The following is an 18,306-nucleotide window of genomic DNA, read 5'->3' on the forward strand; positions in this document are numbered from 1 at the left end:
AGCAAAATGAGGGATGGAGGCTACATGAAACAGACACTGGGCTATCTGGCGCTGCCGCTGCTGATGGCGGCCGCGTTCAATACGCAAGCGCGCGCCGACGGCGAGACCATCGCCGTGTTCACCAAGAACCAGACCAATCCGTTCTTCCAGACGGTGCGGGTCGGTGCCGACAACATGGCGAAAGCGCTGAACGCGAAGACGCTGCAGTACATCCCGACCAAGCCGGACTCGATCCCCGAGCAGCTCAGCCAGATCGAGGACGTCGTGGTGAAGAAGCCGAGCGCGATCGTCTTCACGCCGGTCGACTACAAGGCGATGGTGCCGGGCGTCGAGAAGGTCAACGAGGCAAAAATCCCCGTCGTCAACATCACCGACCGTTCCGCCGGCGGCAAGTTCCTCTCCTTCGTCGGCGCCGACGATTACAGCCTTGGCCTCGAAACCGCGCGCTTCCTGCTCAAGACTTTGGGCGGCAAGGGCAACATCGTCATCATCGAGGGCGTCAAGGGCTCGCTGACCAACGTCGACCGCGTCCGCGGCTTCAACGACGCGCTGAAGGAGAATTCGGGCGCCAAGCTGCTGGCCTCGCAGCCCGGCAACTACCAGCGGCTGCAGGCGCTCCAGGTCATGGAAAACCTGATGCAGTCGAACGCGCAGATCGACGGCGTGCTGGCGGCCAACGACGCCATGGCGGTCGGCGCGATCGAGGCGCTCGACGGTGCCAATCGCAAGGCCCAGGTGATCGGCATCAACGGCACCAAGGAAGCGATCGACGCGATCAAGTCCGGCAAGCTGCTTGCGAGCGGCGACTACAACGGATTTGCGCAAGGCTGTCTCGGCACCATGATGGCGATCCGCAGCTTGCGCAACCAGCCTGTCATTTCCGAGATCGTGCTGAAGCCGACCGTCATCACCAAGGACAATTACCAGCCGTTCGACGTGCCGCTGGAGCAGCGGACCTGCCCGACCTTCGAGGACGCCGGCAAGCTCGGCGCCAAGTAGCCCAACCGCTGATCACAAGCACGGACGGCCGCCTCCGCGGCCGTCCCAACAACACCAACACGTCAACGGAGACATCATGCTGTTCGCCATTCACGCCCTCGACCGCGCCGGCGCGCTGCCGACCCGGCTCGCCAATTACGACGCCCACAAGGCCTTCCTGAGCGACACATCGCGCTTCGGCGTCAAGATCGTGATGTCGGGGCCGCTGGTCTCCGACGACGGCGCCAACATGATCGGCAGCCTGTTCCTGATCGAGGCACCCGGCCGCGCCGAGGTCGAAGCTTTCAACCGCGCCGATCCCTTCGCCGCAGCCGGGATTTGGGAAAAGGTCACGATCACAGGCTTCCTGCGCCGCCAGGGCTGAGGGGCCTACGGCGCCTCTTCGAGGTGACAGGCCACCCATTGCTCGGGTCCGGTCGAACGCAGCGTCGGCTCCTCCGTCCGGCAGCGATCGAAGACGTATGGGCAACGGGTGTGGAAGCGGCACCCGCTCGGCGGATTGATGGGGCTCGGCACGTCCCCCTTGAGGATGATGGGATTGCGCTGGGCTCCGGGCTCGGGCAGCGGGACCGCGGAGAGCAGCGCCTTGGTGTAGGGATGCCTTGGCACGGCAAAAATCTCGCGGCGCGGCGCCACCTCGACGATCTTGCCCAGATACATCACCGCGACCCGATGGGTCATGTGCTCGACGATGGCGAGGTCATGGCTGATGAACAACAGCGCAAGGCCGAACTCGCGCTGGAGATCCTGCAATAGATTGACGATCTGCGCCTTGACCGAGACGTCGAGCGCGGAGACCGCCTCGTCGCAGACGATCAGCTCGGGCTCGGCTGCCAGCGCCCGCGCGATGCCGATGCGCTGACGCTGGCCGCCGGAGAATTCGTGCGGCCGGCGGTTCAGCGCCTCGCGCGGCAGCCGCACGGTGTCCATCAGCGCCGTGACGCGCGTTTCGAGATCGATGGCTGACTTGGCGAGGCCGAAATTGCGGATCGGCTCGGCCAGGATGTCGCGCACGCGCATGCGCGGGTTGAGGCTGGAGAACGGATCCTGGAACACCACCTGCACGCGGCGGCGCATCTGGCGCATCGTGCTTGGATGGGCGTCGTCGATGCGCTGGCCGTCGAGGATCACCTGGCCCGAGGTGATGTCGAACAGCCGCAGGATGGCGCGGCCGACCGTCGACTTGCCGCAACCGGACTCGCCGACCAGCGACAGCGTCTCGCCACGCGCGATCTCGAAGGATACACCGTCGACCGCATAGACCCATTCGGACTTGCGGCCGAACAGGCCGGTCTTGACCGGAAAGTGCTTCTTGAGGTCGTTGACCTGGAGCAACGGAGGGCTCATGCCGCGATGGCCCCCTTGGCGGCGTAGTGGCATGCGGCGACGTGGCGAGGCGCCTTCTCCTCAAGGCCCGGCGCGTATTGGCGGCAGAGATCGGTCGCGAGCGCGCAGCGGCCGGCGAAGACGCAGCCAATGATGGGCTTGCGCAGATCGGGCACCTGCCCCGGGATTTCGGCCAGCCGCCGCGCGGTGCCTGTTAGTGACGAGCCGAGCCGCGGCACTGCGCCAAGCAGGCCCTGCGTATAGGGATGACGCGGCGAGCGGAACAGCTCGGCCACCGGCGCCTCCTCGACCTTGCGGCCGGCATACATCACCATGACGCGCTCGGCGATCTCGGCGACGACGCCGAGATCGTGGGTGATCAGGATGATCGCCGCACCGACCCGGCGCTTGAGATCGAGCATCAGCTTCAGGATCTGTGCCTGGATGGTCACGTCGAGCGCGGTGGTCGGCTCGTCCGCGATCAGGAGCTTTGGATTGCAGGCCAGCGCGATCGCAATCATCACCCGCTGGCGCATGCCGCCGGAAAGCTGATGCGGATATTCGCGCACACGCCGCTTCGGCTCGGGAATGCCGACCAGCGTCAGCATCTCGATCGCATGCGCCTCGGCCGCCTGCTTGTCGAGGCCCTGATGGATCATCAGCGTTTCGCGGATCTGGCGCCCGACCGTCAGAACCGGGTTGAGGCTCGTCATCGGCTCCTGAAAGATCATCGAGATGTCGTTGCCGCGGATGGCGCGCATCTCGCGGTCGGACAGTTGCAGCAGGTCCCTGCCCGCGAAGCGGACGGCGCCTGCGATCCTGCCCGGCGGCTCCGGAATCAGCCGCATCAGCGACATCGAGGTCACCGACTTGCCGCAGCCGGATTCGCCAACAATGGCGAGCGTCTCGCCTTCGTTGACATGAAAGGACACGCCGTCGACCGCACGGTTGATGCCGCCGGGCGTGCGAAAGTGGGTCTGGAGGTTCTCGACTTCGAGCAAAGCCATCTCGATCAACCCCTCGACATCAGAGGCTCTTGGCCATGCGCGGATCGAGCGCATCGCGAAGGCCGTCGCCGAGCAGGTTCACGGCGAGCACGGTGACGGAGAGGAATGCCGCCGGGAAGAACACGATGTAGGGCTTGACCTGCCACAGCGCGCGGCCTTCGGCCATGATGTTGCCCCAGGACGGAATGGTCGGCGGCGTGCCCGCCCCGATGAAGGACAGGATCGCCTCCGTGATCATGGCGCTGGCGCAGATGTAGGTTGCCTGAACCAGCATCGGCGCCAGCGTGTTGGGCAGAATGTGGCGCAGGATGATCATCGGCGTGCGCGTGCCGCAGGCGACCGCCGCGTCCACATAGGGCTGCTCGCGCAGCGACAGCACCACACTCCGGACAAGACGGGAAACCCGCGGGATCTCGGCGATGGTGATGGCCAGGATGACGTTGCCGACACTGCCGCGCGTCAGCGCCATCAGCGCAATCGCAAGCAGGATTGGCGGGATCGACATCAATCCGTCCATGAAGCGCATCAAGATGCCGTCGGCCCAGCGGACGAAGCCGGAGACCATGCCTATGGCGAGACCCGCCACGGAGGCGAAGATCGCAACTGACAGGCCGACCGTGAGCGAGACCCGCGCACCGAACAGCACGCGCGAATAGATGTCGCGGCCAAGCACGTCGGTGCCGAACCAGTAGAGTGCCGACGGAGCCCGCGTACGCTTGGCGGGCGCGAGCGCAGTCGGGTCGACTGTCCAGAGGTACGGCGCGAAGATCGCAATGAAGACGAGTGCCAGCAGCAGTGCGCCGCCGATCGCGACGGTGGGATGGCCGCGCAAGAATCCCAGGAAACCACGCCTGATCGTGACCGGCCGCAGGATTTCGGGCAGTTGCGGCGCGAGAACGAAGCCGGCCGGCAGCGATTGCGGATTGACGGTCGTATCGGTCAATAGCGGATCCTCGGGTCAACGAGCGTATAGACGACGTCGATCATCAGATTGACGAGGACGTAGACGAAGCTGAAGAGAAGCACGATGCCCTGGATGACGGGATAGTCGCGGCGCAGGATCGCGTCGATCGTGAGCCGGCCGAGGCCGGGAATCGCGAACACGCTTTCCGTGACGACCGCTCCGCCGATCAGGAGCGCGATGCCGATCCCGATCACGGTCACGATCGGGACCGCGGCATTCTTCAGCGCGTGAACGAAGAGGATGCCGCCCTGCCCGAGGCCCTTGGCTCGCGCGGTGCGGATATAGTCCTGCTGCAAGACCTCGAGCATGGTGGCACGCGTGATGCGCGCGATCAGCGCGATGTAGACGCAGCCGAGCGCGATCGACGGCAGGATCAGGTTTTGCAGCCACGGCCAGAAGCCCTCCGTGAGCGGCGTGTACCCCTGCACGGGCAGCCATTCGAGCTCCAGCGCGAAGATGTAGGCAAGGACATAGCCGACGACGAAGACGGGCAGCGAGAAGCCGAACACGGCGAACGCCATGATGGCGCGGTCGATGAAGCTGCCGGCCTTCCACGCCGCCACCACGCCGAGCGGCACGGCGACGACGATCGTGAGCAGCAAAGTGACGGTCATCAGCGACAGCGTCGGTCCGAGACGCTGTCCGATCATCGCGGAGACCGGAAGGCTGGTGAAGATCGAGGTGCCGAGATCGCCGTGCAGGATGCGCCAGACCCAGCTTCCGAACTGGATCAGGAAGGGACGGTCGAGACCGAGGCCCTGGCGAATGCGCTCCACATCCTCCGGGCTCGCCTGATCGCCCGCGATCACCACGGCGGGATCACCCGGCGCGATGTAGAGCAGGCTGAACACGAACAGCGCGACGATTGCCATTACCGGCAAGGTCGAGACGATGCGACGGAGGATGTAAGAGAGCATCTGGCTTCAGCGTACCATCATGCGGATTTCGACACGTCCCAGAAGAACGGCAGCGGCCCCTTGGTGATGCCGGAGACGTTCTTGCGCCATGCCGTGTAGGTCAGGAAGAAGCCGGTCGGCGCGTAGACGACATCCTCGAGCGCCGCCTTGTTGACCTGCCCGATCGCGGCCTTCTCTTCCTCGAGATTCTTGGCGTCGAACCAGGCCGTGATCTCCTTCTCGGTGTTCGGGCTGTTGGGCCAGCCGAACCAGGCCTTGTCGCCATTGGCGCGGATGGCGGTGTAGGCGGCCGGATTGATGCAATCGGCGCCGGCGTGCCAGCTGTGGAACATGTTCCAGCCGCCCTGCCCCGGCGGTGTCTTCATCGCGCGGCGCGCGCCCACCGTGCCCCAATCGGTCGCGACGAAATCGACATTCATGCCGAGCTTCTTGAGCAGATCCGCGGTGACGTCGCCCTGCGCCTTCGTGATCGACTGGTCCTGCGCGACCACGCATGTGACCGGCTGGCCGGAATAGCCGCTCTCGGCGAGCAGCTTCTTGGCCGCATCGAAATCGCGCTTTCCTTTCAGGATCTCGCCGCCCAACTCGGTGTAGAGCGGCGTGTCCGGCGTAAAAAAGCCGGGCAGCGGTTTCCACAACGTATCGTCGTCGCCGACCAGCGCACGCATATAGTCTTCCTGGCTCAACGCCATCAGCACCGCGCGCCTCGCCTTCACATTGTTGAAGGGTGGGTGCAGATGGTTCATGCGGAAGGAGCCGATATTGCCGAGGGGATCGCCGATATCGACGCTGATGTTCTTGTTCTTCTTCAGCACGGGCACGAGATCGGAGATCGGGTTCTCCCACCAGTCGACCTCACCGTTCTGCAAGGCGGCCGCAGCGGTGGCCGGATCCGGCATCACCAGCCACTCGACGCGATCGACCAGGATGTTCTTGCCGCCGGCAAGCCACGACGCCTTCTCCTGTCGCGGCACGTAATCGGTGAACTTCTCGAACACCGACTTGGCGCCGGGCACCCATTCGCTCTTGGCGAACTTCATCGGACCCGAGCCGACATATTCGGTGATCTGCTTGAACGGATCGGTCTTCGCGATGCGCTCGGGCATGATGAAGGAGCACGGCGCGTTGTTCTTGGCCAGCGCGTACAGCATTTTCGGGAAAGGCTGCTTCAACACCCATTTGAAGGTGCGGTCGTCGACCGCTGTCAATTCCTGTTGGATAGCGAGGATCATCAGGCCCATTGGGTCGCGCGCGGCCCAGCGCGACAGGCTCGCGACGACGTCCTTGCTCAGCACGGGCTCGCCGTCATGGAACTTGAGACCCGGGCGCAGCTTGAAGGTCCAGGTCTTGCCGTCGTCGGTGGTCTCCTCGGATTCGACCATCTGACGCTGCGGCTGGAGCTTGGCATCGACGCCGTAGAGCGTGTCCCAGACCAGCGCCGCCGCGTTGCGCACGACATATTGCGTGCCCCAGATCGGATCGAAATTGGCGAGGTTGGCTTGCGGCACGAAGCGCAGGGTGCGCGCAGAGGCGCCTTGTGCGATCGCCGGGGCCGAGAGGCCGGTCAACGCCAGACCGCCCGCGCCGGCCAGTCCCTTCAATACGGTCCTGCGATCCATGAAATCCTCCCAGTAGTGCCGTGATGCCGGCCATCGTTGGCCAAAGGCAGGTGAAACCAGAACCCGTTGGCGTGCAAATGGTATGCCACTAACCGGGCCTTCGCCAGCGCGATCTCATCGGGATTTCGACCGGTCCAAGCATCAAAGCGCGGCCGCCAGCGCCGGTCCGGTCTCGATATGAGGGATCGCTTCGACCAGCTTGCGCGTGTAGTCGGTCTTGGGATTATCGAACAGCGCCCGGCTCTCCCCCTGCTCCACGATGCCGCCGTTGCGCAGCACGATGGTGCGGTCGCAGAGCATGCGCACGACATTGAGATCGTGGCTGACGAACAGCAGCGCGATGTCGTTCTCGCGGCGCAAACGGTCGAGCAGTTGCAGCACCACCGCCTGCACCGAAACGTCGAGCGCGGCGGTCGGCTCGTCCAGCACCAGGAGCCGCGGCCGGCAGGCGATGGCGCGGGCAATGCCGACGCGGGCCTTCTGGCCGCCGGAGAGCTGGTGCGGAAAGCGCGGCAGCAGATCGAGCGGCAAGCCCACCCGCTCCGCACACTCTTCCACACGCTTGCGCAGCGCATCGGCCGCACGCATGCCGTCGAGCCGCATCAGGGGATGGGCGATGCAGTCGAACGCCGTGAAGCGCGGGTTGAGGCTCTCGTTCGGGTCCTGGAAGACCATCTGGATGTCTTTGCGCAGCGGCGAGCGATGGAAGTCGCGCGAGGCGACATGGCCGATCGACTGCCCGTCGAACACGATATCGCCTTCGCTCGGGTCGATCAGACGGCAGATCATCCGCGACGTCGTGCTCTTGCCGGAGCCGGACTCGCCAACGAGCCCGACGCTCTCGCCGCCGGCCATCGTCATCGAGAAATCCGCGACCGCCGCGGAGCCCTGGTCAAAACGCTTGGCGAGCTTCCGCACCTCGAGGAGCGGCGGCGTCCCGTGCGGGAGCTGTTGCCTTGGCTTGCTGACGATCGTCGCGTGCCGCTCCCGCTCCTCCTCCGTCACGAGGTCCTCGATCCGCGACGTCGCGGTCGGCGATGCCGCAACGAGGCGGCGGGTATAGGCGTGCTGCGGTGCGCTGAAGAGCTTTTTGGGGCTCGCTTCCTCGACGATGCGTCCGCGCTCCATCACGGCGATGCGGCGGCAATAGCGCGCGGCGAGACCGAGATCGTGCGTGATCAGGATCGTCGCCATGCCACGCGCGGCGGCAATATCTGCGAGCAGATCCATCACCACCTTCTGGGTGGTGACGTCGAGGCCGGTGGTCGGCTCGTCGGCGATCAGCAGCGCAGGATTGCACGAGATCGCGATCGCGATCATCACGCGCTGGCACATGCCGCCGGACAGCTCGTGCGGATAGGCGTTCATCCGCGTCTCGGGGTCGCGGATCTGGACCGCGCGCAACAGCTCCAGCGTCTCGGCGCGCGCAGCGTCCTTCGATATCTTCTTATGCGTGAGGATCGCATCCGCGATCTGCAGGCCGATCGCGCGGATCGGGTTGAGCGCCGCCCGCGGATTCTGGAAGATCATGGACATCGCGGCGCCCTGGAGCTGACGGAGGTCATCGCCCCTGAGTTTTGTGACGTCCTGCCCGCGAAACAGGATCTTGCCGCCGGTGACGCGCCCGGCCGCATCGAGCAGCCGCGTCGTCGCAAAGCCGGTGACCGACTTGCCCGAGCCGCTCTCGCCGACGAGGCCGAGCATCTCGCCCTTCTCGACCGAGAGCGTCACGCCGCGCACGGCCTCGACCATGCCGCGCCGCGTCGAGAACGAAACGTGGAGGTCGTTGATTCCTAGCAGCTCCTCGCTCATGTGCGCATCCGCGGATCGAGAATGTCCCGCATCCCGTCGCCGAGGAGATTGAAGCACAGCACGGCCATCATCAGCGCAAGGCCCGGAAAGGCCACCAGCCACCATCGCCCGGTCGAGATGAAGCGCGCGCCCTCCGCGACCATGATGCCCCATTCCGGCGTCGGCGGCTTAACGCCGAGACCGATGAAGGACAGGCCGGCCGCATTGAGAATGGCCCAGCCGAGATTGAGCGAGATCTGCACCGCCATCGCCGGCAGGATATTCGGCAGCAGGAAGCGCAGCACCACCGAGAAATGGCTCTCGCCGCAGGCGCGCGCGGCCTCCACCCAGCCGACATTGCGGCGGACGTTCACCTCGGCGCGCGCGAAGCGGATGTAGAAAGGAAGATTGATGATCGCGGTCGCGATCACGATGTTCTCGATCCGGTTGCCCAGGGCGGCAACCATCGCCATCGCCAGCACGAACAGCGGAAAGGCCATCATCACATCGACGAAGCGGCCGACGCCGCGATCGAGCTTGCCGCCGGCATAGCCGCAGAACGCGCCGACGACGGCGCCGATCACGAAGGAGATGCCGACCGCAGAGACCGCAATGGCAAGATCGAGCCGCGTTGCGACGATGAGGCGGCTGAAGACGTCGCGTCCGAGCTGGTCGGTGCCGGCGAGATGCGCCGCGCTCGGCGGCAAAAGAGCCTCCGAGACATTCGAAACCACGGGATCATAGGGCACGATCCACGGCCCGAAGATCGCAATCAGGACGAACAGCGCAACGCCGGCCGCGGCGACGCCGGTGAGCGGATTGCCGCGCAGGATCCAGACCGAATGACGGAGAGTTGCGCTGGTCATGCGATCGACACCCTGGGATCGGCGATGCCGTAGCAGATGTCGACCACGAGATTCACCAGCACGAACAGGCTGGCCATCAGCAGCACGAAACCCTGCACCGGCGCATAGTCGGAGGATAGGAGCGCATCAAGCGCGTAGGAAGCGACGCCCGGCCAGGAGAACACCTTCTCCACCAGGACATTGGCGCCCAGCATGGTCGAGAACACGATGCCGGCGATGGTGATGACGGGCAGGATCGCGTTCCTCAACGCATAAGTGACGACCACCTTGCGCCAGGACAATCCGACCGAGCGCGCGGTGCGCACGAAATCGCTGCCGAGCGAGACCAGCATCGAGGCGCGCGTGATCCGCGCCAGCGGCGCGATCACGAACAGGGCCATGCTCACCGCCGGCAGGATCAGCTGCTTGCAGGCGGCCCACCAGCCCTCGATATCACCCGCAAGCAGGAAATCGATCGACAGGAAGCCGGTGCGCTGCGGCGGCAGCGAAGTGAAGACGTCGACCCGCCCGGTCGGATCAGGCGCCAGCCCGAGCAGGTAGTAGAAGACGTAAATCAGCAGCAGGCCCGAGACGAAGGTCGGCACGCAGACGCCAAGCGCGCAGAACAGCCGCACACCGTGATCGACGATCGAGCCGGGCTTCAGGGCCGCGACTACGCCGAGCGGCACAGCCGCGATCAGCGCGATCAGGAGCGCCGTGAAGGTGAGCTCCAGCGAGGCCGGCAGCCGCTCGCGCAGGTCCTTCAGCACCGGCTGCCCCGTCATCATGGAGCGGCCGAGATTGCCGTGGCCGATGTCGGAGAGATAGAATACGAGCTGCTCCGGCACCGACCTGTCGAGCCCCATCTGCTTGCGGATCTGCTCGATCTCCTCCTTGCCGGCATTGGGGCCCGAGGCGAAGAACACCGCGGGGTCGCCGGGCAGCACGCGCATCAGGAGAAAGGTGAACACCAGCACCCCGAACAGCGCCGGCAGCGACGACAGAAGCCGCCTGCCCGCCCGCACCATGGTTGCACCAAGACCGGTCGTCACCTCTGAGAGCTCCTCTCGTTGTCCGCCATCACTTGCGGCTGACGTCGCGATAGTCGACCTGGCGGTGGAACTCGTAAGTGTAGCCTTCGACCGACGACGCCATCACCGCATCCTGGTTCGGCTGCCACAGCATGATCTGCGGCATCAGATCGGCATGCATCGCGTTGAGCTTGCGGCCGGCTTCCTCATACTTGGCCTTGTCCGGCTCGAAGCGCGCCTCCTGCGCGATTGCGGCAAGATCCGGGTTGTTGATCGAGCTGTAATTCCAGCGCTGATTGCCGGTGTAGAAGTTGCGGTAGAAGTAATCGGTCGACGGCAGCCAGGCTACGATGCCCTCGGTGTAGAAGGGAAGCTTCTTCTCGTTGATCTGCGTCGACATCTGCGCATCCGGCAGCTTCTGGATGTCGACCTTGATCCCGATCTTGCCGAGCGATTCCTTCACCAGCGCCGCCATCGGCTCTGCGGTCGAGGACTGGCCGACGTTGAAGCTGAAGGTGGTCGAGAAACCCTCGGGGAGCCCGGCCGCCTTGAGATATTCCCTGGCCTTGTCGAGGTCGAGCTTCACCGGCTGCTGGAACGGATAGATGCCGTTCAGCGGCTTGCCGTCCGGCCAGGTCGCGCCGAACAGCGGCGCACCGCGGCCGAACAGAGCGGCCTTGAACATGTCGTCATAGGGCAACGCGTAAGCGATGGCGCGGCGGACATTGACGTTGTCGAAGGGCGGCATCTGGTTGTTCATCGAGACATAGGTGATCGCATTGTACTGCGGGGTCGAGACCACCTTGAGCTTGCCCTTGGCCTCGAGCGACTGCACGTCGCTGGCCTGGAGATCGACGACGAGGTCGGCATCGCCGCGCTCGACGAGATTGGCGCGGGTGGCCGGCTCCGGCACCGACTGAATGATCACACGCTTGAAGAACGCGGGCTTGTTGGCCGTGCCTCGATTCCAGGCCTCATCTCGCTTGATGATGACCTGCTCGCCCGGCTTGAAGGTCTCGACCACATAGGCGCCACTGCCGGCTGTGTGCTCCTTCAGCCACGCGGTCGCCCAGGGATCATCCGCCGTCGCGTGCTCTTTCGCGACCTTCGAGTTGATGATCATGGGATAGACAGTCGCGAGATTGGGCAGCGCGAGCTTGTCGGGTTTCGGCAGCGTCACCTCGATGGTGAGGGGATCGATCACCTTGAACTGGTCGGCCGAGGTCAACGATCCCGTCAGCAGCTGCGCCTTGCCGAGGATCGGCGCGGTGACGCAGCGATCGAGCGACCATTTCACGTCCTCGGCCGTGACAGGCGAGCCGTCCTGGAACTTGGCGTCCTTGCGCAGGCGGAAGGTCAGCTTCAGTCCATCGGGGCTGACGTCGTAGGATTCGGCGAGCTCGCCGGTAATCGTGTCGAGATCGAACACCCATTTGCCGTTGAGCTGCTTGCGGCCGAACGCTACCAGCCGATCGTATGTGCTCATGCTCAACGCGAAGGATTCGCGCGTCGATCCGGGAATGTTGGGATCGAGCGTGTTGACGGCAGAGCCCGTGACATAGCGCAACGTCTCCGCTCTCGTCTGTGCCTGCGAAGGCGCGGTGGCAATGAGCAACAGCGCAGTGGTGGCGAGGACTGAGGCCGCGGGCCTGAAAGACACAAAACGCATTCGTTTTCCCCAAAATTTCGGCAAGAACGCCAGCAAGGCAGGTCAAGAAGGAAGCAAGTTGCGCGCCAATCCCGCAGAGGCGCTTCGTCGCGGCGGTGCATGGATGATCATCGCTGCTCCTCCATTTTTCGCGCGGGCCGCGCAACCACGGCCTGCGGCACGTCATAGGCGCTGAGCGAAGCCCAGTGACGTTCAACATCGGCGCGAAATAGGCCGCGCGTCAGGCCGTCGATCAGCTTGGGAACGGCTGTCGTCATCGCGTTGATCGACGATCCCGACGGACCGAAGCTCATGGTGGAGGCGATGGCGAAAAGATGGATGTCGGAGATCCACGGCGTCTCGCCCGGCACGCGCTCGGTGAAGGCGTAATCGTCGGCCAGATAGGGAAAGCGACCGAGCCGTGCGTTGCGCTCGCTCGAAGGCGGCTGGTAGCGATCGGCCCAGGTCGCGATATTGCCGGCAAAGCGGCGCAGCTCGCCGCGGCCGGCAAAGTTCATGTCGATGCCGGTGCCGCAAATGACGAAATCCGCAGGTATCGTGCCACGCGGCGTCTGCAATTCAAGACCGATTTCGATCTGTCTGACGCTCTCGATAGGCGCGCCCTCGTGCAATGTGAAATTGGTATGACGCGCACAGCGGTCAAAGGTCGGCTGCGGAAAGCCTTCGCGCATCTCAAGGATCTTGCGCATGAAGCGCCAGCGCCAGGCATCGTCGAGATCGCTGAGATGGCGCAGGAAGCCGCGAAAGGTCAGCCAGCGATAGGGCTGGATCACCTGGATCTGCGCACGGCGGCACAGCAGATGCACTTCGGCTGCGCCCGCCTCCAGCGCTGTTGCCGCATTGTCAAAGGCGGAGGCGCCGGCGCCGATCACGGCCACGCGCTTGCCGCGCAGGCTTTCGAAGTCGATATCGCCGACAACGGTTGCGACTGAGCCGGCCGGCAGATCGCGCAGCGGCTCCGGAATCATCCAGTCGCCCATACCCTCCTGCCCCGTCGCCAGCACGATCTTGCGGGCGTACAGCGTCTCAATCGCGTCTGCACGCTTCACGCGCGCGACGAGCAGGCCGTCGGCCGCTGGCGCAATCTCCAGAAGCTCGCAGCTATTGCGCACAGGCAAGCGGATCGTGCGTCGCAGCCACAGCAGATAGTCCGCCCAATGGCCACGCTGGATCAGGTCGAGTGTCTGCCAGCTCTCTCGTCCAAAACGGGCCTCGTGCCAGGACTGATAGGTCAGGCTCGGAATATCAAGGTCCGGACCGGTGTAATCCTTTGGACTGCGCAGCGTCGGCATGCGGGCATAGGTGAGCCACGGGCCCTCCTTCCCCTCCTCGGCCTTGTCGAGCAACAGGATGTTGCTGACGCGCGAGCGCATCAGGCCGAAGCCGATCGCGATCCCGGACTGGCCGGCACCGACGATAAGAACATCCAGCGCAGGCTTGCCGTCCGGTCCGGTCTTCGGTTCGAGCCATGCCGCGCCGGGATGCGCGATCCTGGCTAGATCGGCGCGAATATCAGCTTCGAGCTCTGTCAGCGCGTCGCTCATGCCGCGAGCCAGCCTCCGTCAACCACCATCACGGTGCCGGTCGTGAAAGAAGATGCGTCGCTGGCGAGATGCAGCGCGCTCTGTGCGATCTCCTCCGCCTGGCCGAACCGCTTCATGGCATGACGGTTGCGGGAGGCTTCGCGCACCTCGTCCGAATTGGCGTGACGGGCAAAGCTGCGGCGCAGCATCGGCGTGTCGATCGCGCCGGGCGCAATCGCGTTGACGCGGATGCCGTCGGTTGCGAAATCCACCGCCATCGTCCGGGTCAAGCTGACGATCGCGCCCTTGGCGGCGATGTAGGCGCTGTTGCCCTTGCCGCCGGCAATGGCGAGTTGCGATGCCAGTGTGATGATCGAGCCGCTCTTCTGCCGCTGCATCTGAGGCACCGCCGCCCGCGCCCACAACCAGGTGCCGCCGACATTGGCGCGGAACACCGCGTCCCAGTCGTCCGGGCTCGTCGTCAGCACCGTGCCGCCGCAGGAGAAGCCGGCGGCCGTCATCAGGATGTCGAGCCGGCCGTGTCGCGCCACGACATCGTGCACAACGATTTCGGCGAAATCGGCGTCGCCGACGTCGCCGACATGCGTTGTCGCTTCATCGACCAAGCTCAGCGTCTCCTGAAGGCCGGCCGCATCGCGATCGACCAGGGCCAGACGCGCGCCCTCCTCCGCGAACAGTTTTGCACTCGCACGACCGATGCCCGAAGCTGCTCCCGTGATGATGGCCGTGCGCCCCTGCAGCCGCATTTCAGATCCACTCCTTGTGATGGGACAACCACGCGCTCATCGCGGCGGCGGATTCAGCGCAGCCGAACTGCGCGCGCCAGCCGAACTCATCCGCCATCCGCGTCACCGACAGCGGCGCGCGATAGGATCCATGCAGCTTGATGGCCGTCTGCTCGCCGGACACCGCAAGCCGGCATTGCAGGCCGGGATGCAGCGCCGCAAAGGCCTCGCCCCATTGCAGCGCTGGCCATAGCTCGCGGCGGGAGATGTTGTAGAGCCGATGGCGCGGCCGCTCCGCTTCGATGAGCAGTGCGACGGCTTCGGCCACATCCGGCGCGTAGATCCAGTCCCTCATGCCTGCTTCAGGCATGACCGCCGGCTCGCCGCGCGCGAATGCAGCCAGGATCTGGTACTGGAGACTTGGCGTGTCGCGTACCGAGCCGGGCCGCTCCCATGGACCGAACACGGCGCTCAGACGCACGTTCAGGAAATCACCGCCAAAGAGCTCGGCATGGCGCGCCACCGATCGCTCCGAGGTGAACTTGCTGATGGCGTAGAACGAGACCGGATCGCAAGGCGTTTCCTCGTCGAGAACCTCGACCCGCGCGCCAGCGGCGCCATAGGCCGACGCCGATGAGAGATTGACAACGCGGCGCACGCCATGACGGATCGCGGAGAGCAGGACCGGGATCTGCGCCATCACGTTGATCTCGAGGACGCGCGCGGTTGACGCACGCTCCAGCTCGTCACCCGCCGTGATGGCAGTACCCAGCACGATCGCATCGCAGCCCGAGGCGATGAGGGCGTCGATGGCATCTGCGTCCGTGATATCGCCCTGCACGGCCTTGAGCCGTGCGCCGTAATCCGCAAGAGTTCGCCGCGCTGATGGCGGCAACTCTGCGCGGTCATACAGCGTCACATCGTGGCCGCGCGCGAGCAGCGCCTCCGCAACATTGAGGCCGACAAAGCCGGTGCCGCCGAAGATGACGATCTTCATCGCGCGCGATCCACCATCACAGCAGTTTTGCCCCGAAATTCCGCTCGGGATCCATGTCGGCGACGAGCCGCCCCGTCGGCTTTGCCGCCTCACCGCCGCTGCGCGCCAGGAATTTTCCGCTGCCGGCGTCCGCGAGGCACTTGTTGCCGTCGATGATCACCCGGCCGCGCGAGAGAACGCTAACCGGCCAGCCCTTCAGCTTGCGGCCTGCGAACGGCGTGTAGCCGGCGAGATCATGCATCATCTCGTCGGCGATCGTCGTCTCGCGATTGGGATCCCAGATCGCGATATCGGCATCGGCGCCGACGGCGATCGAGCCCTTGCGCGGATGCAGATTGTAGATCTTTGCCGGCGCCGTCGCGGTCAGCTCAACGAACTTTTCAAGGCCGAGCCGGCCCTTCGACACCATCGCATCGAACAGCAGCGGCAGCCGCAGTTCCAGCCCGGGCAGTCCGTTCGCTACCTGCTTGAAGTTCGGATTGGGGCCGGCGCGCAGCTTGCCCGTCTCGTCGTAGCGATACGGCGCATGATCCGACGAGATGGTCTGGAGATCGCCGAGCGACAGCGCCTGCCACAGCGCCTCCTGGTCGGAATGCGTGCGCGGCGGCGGGCTGCACATCCACTTGGCGCCCTCGACGCCGGGCTTGTCGAGATCGTTTGCCGTGAGGAACAGATATTGCGGACAGGTCTCGGCGAACACCTTCAACCCCTGCCCGCGCGAGTCGCGGATGACCTTGGCGCCTTCGGCCGTGGACACATGGAAGATCATGATCGGCTGGTCGATCAGCGCCGCCATACCGATCAGCCGGGTGAAGGCTTCCGCCTCCGAGACGCGGGCGTGGCTGACGGCGTGGTATTTCGGCATCGTGTAGCCGCGCGCAAGCAGACGCTTCACCATCCAGGCGATGATGCCGTGATTTTCGGCATGGGCGCACAGCATCGCGCCGGACTGGCGTGCGGCCAAGAGGATGTCGAGCAACGGCTCGTCGTCGACCTTGAGCCGGTCATAGGTCATGAAGATCTTGATCGAGCCATGGCCCTGCTTCACCAGCGCCGGAATGTGCTCCTCGACCGTCTCCCAGGTCGCGTCCGCGATGATCATGTGAAAGGCGTAGTCGATCACGGCGCCTTTCTTGGCGAGCGCGTGATAGTCCTCGACCACCTGCGGCAGCTTCATGCCGACATGCTGCGCGGCGAACGGGATCACCGTCGTCGTGCCGCCGAAAGCGGCAGAGACGGTCGCGCTCTCGAAGGTGTCGGCGTTCATGATGCCGGCCGCGGACAGCTGCTCGATATGGGCGTGACTGTCGACGCCGCCGGGCAGCACCAGCTTGCCGCGCGCATCGATCTCGCGTTTCGCCGCCGGAAGCCCGCGGCCGATCGCCGCGATGGTCTCGCCGGAGATCGCGACATCGGCCTCGAACACATCGGTCGTGGTGGCGACGCGGCCGCCGCGGATGATCAGGTCGTAGGTGGGTTCAGTCATGAGGCACTCCATGATATGCCTGAGCTAGATGATCGCCATTTCAAGGGAAGACCAACATGCCCCGGCCGCGCATTCTCGTCATCAATCCGAACTCCAACCCCGCGGTCACGCAAGGGCTGGAGGAAGCCCTGAAGCCGCTCGGTTTCGAGGGTGGGCCTGAAGTGGTCTGCCAGTCGCTGGCCGAGGGGCCGTTCGGCATCGAGAGCCAGGCCGATGTCGACAACGTCGCCATGCCGCTGCGAAAACTGGTCGAGGGCGACAACAGCTCGGCCGCCTTCGTCATCGCCTGCTACAGCGATCCCGGTCTTCAGGTTTGCCGCGAGGGCACCGACCGGCCCGTGTTCGGTATCGCCGAGTGCGGCGTGCTGACGGCGCTGGCCCGCGCCGAAACCTTCGGCGTCATCGCCATTGCCCAGCGCTCGATCCCGCGTCACATGCGCTATCTCAGGCAGATGGGATTGACCGACCGCCTCGCCGGCGAGCGGCCGCTCAACATGAGCGTTGCCGAAACCGCGTCGGGCGAAGGAACGCTGGCCAGGATGATCGAAATCGGCCGCGCGCTGCGCGACGAGGACGGTGCCCGCGCCATCGTGATGGGCTGCGCCGGCATGGCGCGCCATCGCCGTCCGCTGGAAGACGCGCTTGGTATTCCCGTGATCGATCCGACGCAGGCGGCCGTCACCATGGCATTGGGTACGGTGCAGTTCTCGGCTCACTAGGCGTCCTTCAGCTCTTTGCCGTCCTGGCGCGCGAGCCATTGCGAATGGCTCTCGCGCGCAAGCGCGAACGTATCCCGCTGCGTCGTATAGAGATTGCCGAACATGCGGCCGATCGGCCGGTAGGCGTCGAGATCCACATACATGTTGGTCTCGTCGACGAGACCCTCCCGAGCATGAACCCTGAGCACCTCGCCGACCAATAGCTCGCGATCGGGCGAAAAATTCAGCACCACGTGGCGCCGGCATTCCAGCGCAAAGGGTGCCGCGGCCAAGCGCGGCACTTTCACATCGATCGAGGGAAGCGTGGCGAGCCCGGTCGCCGCGACCTCGCTGTCGCCGGAGGGAAAATCGACCGCGCAATCATTCATCGCGGCAGACAGCGCTTCATCCACCATGTGAACTACGAACTCGCCGTCGCGATGGATGTTGCGGGTGGTGTCCTTCGGGCTGTGATCCGGCTTGTGTTGGAGCCCGAGCACGATCAGTGCGGGGCTTTCGGAGAAGACGTTGAAAAAGCTGAACGGCGCGGCATTGACCGCTCCGTTCGCGTCCAGCGTCGTCACCAGCGCGATCGGCCGCGGCACGACCACCCCGCAAAGCAGCTTGTAGCGGTCGCGCGGATCGAGCTCGCACAAGGAAATGCCGGATGCGCTGTTGCCTGCCATCG

General features: G+C 65.0%; 17 protein-coding genes. 3 read left to right on the plus strand and 14 right to left on the minus strand.

Translation table 11 applies throughout. From position 1 onward, the window contains the following. Positions 1 to 24 precede the first annotated feature (24 nt). Together AC5ZFO_RS00970 and AC5ZFO_RS00975 are read left to right on the plus strand one after the other, a co-directional pair. Positions 25 to 999, plus strand: a complete 975-nt coding sequence (locus tag AC5ZFO_RS00970) for a sugar ABC transporter substrate-binding protein (RefSeq protein WP_282518576.1) — start codon at positions 25 to 27, stop codon at positions 997 to 999. Positions 1,000 to 1,075: 76 nt separating this feature from the next. Next, on the plus strand, positions 1,076 to 1,363 hold the full coding sequence (locus AC5ZFO_RS00975) for a YciI family protein (protein ID WP_248882321.1): 288 nt from the start codon (positions 1,076 to 1,078) through the stop codon (positions 1,361 to 1,363). Positions 1,364 to 1,368: 5 nt separating this feature from the next. On the opposite strand, the gene AC5ZFO_RS00980 is transcribed toward AC5ZFO_RS00975, so the two are convergent. From AC5ZFO_RS00980 to hydA, 13 genes are all read right to left on the minus strand, one after another. After that, positions 1,369 to 2,346 carry an ABC transporter ATP-binding protein gene (locus AC5ZFO_RS00980; RefSeq protein ID WP_282518577.1) on the minus strand — a complete coding sequence of 326 codons (978 nt, stop codon included), beginning with the start codon at positions 2,344 to 2,346 and terminating at the stop codon, positions 1,369 to 1,371. Further along, the gene (locus AC5ZFO_RS00985; RefSeq protein ID WP_028148435.1) at positions 2,343 to 3,332 is read right to left on the minus strand and encodes an ABC transporter ATP-binding protein; all 990 of its coding nucleotides are present in this window, start codon (positions 3,330 to 3,332) and stop codon (positions 2,343 to 2,345) included. Before AC5ZFO_RS00985 ends, AC5ZFO_RS00980 begins: the two co-directional genes overlap by 4 nt. Positions 3,333 to 3,351: 19 nt before the next feature. Continuing rightward, the gene (locus AC5ZFO_RS00990) at positions 3,352 to 4,275 is read right to left on the minus strand and encodes an ABC transporter permease (RefSeq protein WP_282518578.1); all 924 of its coding nucleotides are present in this window, start codon (positions 4,273 to 4,275) and stop codon (positions 3,352 to 3,354) included. Continuing rightward, positions 4,272 to 5,213 carry an ABC transporter permease gene (locus AC5ZFO_RS00995; RefSeq protein ID WP_282518579.1) on the minus strand — a complete coding sequence of 314 codons (942 nt, stop codon included), beginning with the start codon at positions 5,211 to 5,213 and terminating at the stop codon, positions 4,272 to 4,274. The genes AC5ZFO_RS00990 and AC5ZFO_RS00995 overlap by 4 nt, the downstream gene beginning before the upstream one ends. A gap of 17 nt (positions 5,214 to 5,230) precedes the next feature. Further along, the gene (locus tag AC5ZFO_RS01000; RefSeq protein WP_282518580.1) at positions 5,231 to 6,832 is read right to left on the minus strand and encodes an ABC transporter substrate-binding protein; all 1,602 of its coding nucleotides are present in this window, start codon (positions 6,830 to 6,832) and stop codon (positions 5,231 to 5,233) included. Positions 6,833 to 6,973: 141 nt separating this feature from the next. Further along, a complete protein-coding gene (gene nikE, locus AC5ZFO_RS01005) occupies positions 6,974 to 8,644 on the minus strand; it encodes a nickel ABC transporter ATP-binding protein NikE (RefSeq protein ID WP_496121078.1) in 1,671 nt (556 codons plus the stop codon). Next, on the minus strand, positions 8,641 to 9,489 hold the full coding sequence (locus tag AC5ZFO_RS01010) for an ABC transporter permease (protein ID WP_496121080.1): 849 nt from the start codon (positions 9,487 to 9,489) through the stop codon (positions 8,641 to 8,643). Before AC5ZFO_RS01010 ends, nikE begins: the two co-directional genes overlap by 4 nt. Then, positions 9,486 to 10,520 carry an ABC transporter permease gene (locus tag AC5ZFO_RS01015; RefSeq protein ID WP_282518583.1) on the minus strand — a complete coding sequence of 345 codons (1,035 nt, stop codon included), beginning with the start codon at positions 10,518 to 10,520 and terminating at the stop codon, positions 9,486 to 9,488. The genes AC5ZFO_RS01010 and AC5ZFO_RS01015 overlap by 4 nt, the downstream gene beginning before the upstream one ends. Positions 10,521 to 10,548: 28 nt before the next feature. Further along, positions 10,549 to 12,168, minus strand: coding sequence for an ABC transporter substrate-binding protein (locus AC5ZFO_RS01020; RefSeq protein ID WP_282518584.1), 1,620 nt, complete (start codon positions 12,166 to 12,168; stop codon positions 10,549 to 10,551). A gap of 107 nt (positions 12,169 to 12,275) precedes the next feature. After that, positions 12,276 to 13,712, minus strand: a complete 1,437-nt coding sequence (locus AC5ZFO_RS01025; protein WP_282518585.1) for an NAD(P)-binding domain-containing protein — start codon at positions 13,710 to 13,712, stop codon at positions 12,276 to 12,278. After that, a complete protein-coding gene (locus tag AC5ZFO_RS01030; protein ID WP_282518586.1) occupies positions 13,709 to 14,458 on the minus strand; it encodes an SDR family oxidoreductase in 750 nt (249 codons plus the stop codon). Before AC5ZFO_RS01030 ends, AC5ZFO_RS01025 begins: the two co-directional genes overlap by 4 nt. Position 14,459: 1 nt before the next feature. Continuing rightward, complete coding sequence (locus AC5ZFO_RS01035; RefSeq protein WP_282518587.1) at positions 14,460 to 15,434, minus strand: NAD-dependent epimerase/dehydratase family protein; 975 nt, start codon at positions 15,432 to 15,434, stop codon at positions 14,460 to 14,462. A gap of 16 nt (positions 15,435 to 15,450) precedes the next feature. Then, complete coding sequence (hydA, locus tag AC5ZFO_RS01040; RefSeq protein ID WP_282518588.1) at positions 15,451 to 16,920, minus strand: dihydropyrimidinase; 1,470 nt, start codon at positions 16,918 to 16,920, stop codon at positions 15,451 to 15,453. Positions 16,921 to 16,976: 56 nt separating this feature from the next. Here hydA and AC5ZFO_RS01045 point away from each other — a divergent pair, with 56 nt between their 5' ends. Then, positions 16,977 to 17,639, plus strand: a complete 663-nt coding sequence (locus AC5ZFO_RS01045) for an aspartate/glutamate racemase family protein (protein ID WP_282518589.1) — start codon at positions 16,977 to 16,979, stop codon at positions 17,637 to 17,639. On the opposite strand, the gene AC5ZFO_RS01050 is transcribed toward AC5ZFO_RS01045, so the two are convergent. Beyond that, entirely contained in the window at positions 17,636 to 18,304 is a 669-nt protein-coding gene (locus AC5ZFO_RS01050) for a flavin reductase family protein (RefSeq protein ID WP_282518590.1), read from the minus strand. The genes AC5ZFO_RS01045 and AC5ZFO_RS01050 overlap by 4 nt on opposite strands. Between the last annotated feature and the right edge of the window lie 2 nt (positions 18,305 to 18,306).

This window comes from Bradyrhizobium sp. Unk1, from assembly GCF_059512345.1.

Excerpts from the sequence above, each read along its gene's own strand:
- AC5ZFO_RS00970 (WP_282518576.1), top strand. The coding sequence starts at position 25 with ATGAAACAGACACTGGGCTATCTGGCGCTGCCGCTGCTGATGGCGGCC.
- AC5ZFO_RS00975 (WP_248882321.1), top strand. The coding sequence starts at position 1,076 with ATGCTGTTCGCCATTCACGCCCTCGACCGCGCCGGCGCGCTGCCGACC.
- AC5ZFO_RS00980 (WP_282518577.1), bottom strand. The coding sequence starts at position 2,346 with ATGAGCCCTCCGTTGCTCCAGGTCAACGACCTCAAGAAGCACTTTCCG.
- AC5ZFO_RS00985 (WP_028148435.1), bottom strand. The coding sequence starts at position 3,332 with ATGGCTTTGCTCGAAGTCGAGAACCTCCAGACCCACTTTCGCACGCCC.
- AC5ZFO_RS00995 (WP_282518579.1), bottom strand. The coding sequence starts at position 5,213 with ATGCTCTCTTACATCCTCCGTCGCATCGTCTCGACCTTGCCGGTAATG.
- AC5ZFO_RS01000 (WP_282518580.1), bottom strand. The coding sequence starts at position 6,832 with ATGGATCGCAGGACCGTATTGAAGGGACTGGCCGGCGCGGGCGGTCTG.
- nikE (WP_496121078.1), bottom strand. The coding sequence starts at position 8,644 with ATGAGCGAGGAGCTGCTAGGAATCAACGACCTCCACGTTTCGTTCTCG.
- AC5ZFO_RS01010 (WP_496121080.1), bottom strand. The coding sequence starts at position 9,489 with ATGACCAGCGCAACTCTCCGTCATTCGGTCTGGATCCTGCGCGGCAAT.
- AC5ZFO_RS01020 (WP_282518584.1), bottom strand. The coding sequence starts at position 12,168 with ATGCGTTTTGTGTCTTTCAGGCCCGCGGCCTCAGTCCTCGCCACCACT.
- AC5ZFO_RS01025 (WP_282518585.1), bottom strand. The coding sequence starts at position 13,712 with ATGAGCGACGCGCTGACAGAGCTCGAAGCTGATATTCGCGCCGATCTA.
- AC5ZFO_RS01030 (WP_282518586.1), bottom strand. The coding sequence starts at position 14,458 with ATGCGGCTGCAGGGGCGCACGGCCATCATCACGGGAGCAGCTTCGGGC.
- AC5ZFO_RS01035 (WP_282518587.1), bottom strand. The coding sequence starts at position 15,434 with ATGAAGATCGTCATCTTCGGCGGCACCGGCTTTGTCGGCCTCAATGTT.
- hydA (WP_282518588.1), bottom strand. The coding sequence starts at position 16,920 with ATGACTGAACCCACCTACGACCTGATCATCCGCGGCGGCCGCGTCGCC.
- AC5ZFO_RS01045 (WP_282518589.1), top strand. The coding sequence starts at position 16,977 with ATGCCCCGGCCGCGCATTCTCGTCATCAATCCGAACTCCAACCCCGCG.
- AC5ZFO_RS01050 (WP_282518590.1), bottom strand. The coding sequence starts at position 18,304 with ATGGCAGGCAACAGCGCATCCGGCATTTCCTTGTGCGAGCTCGATCCG.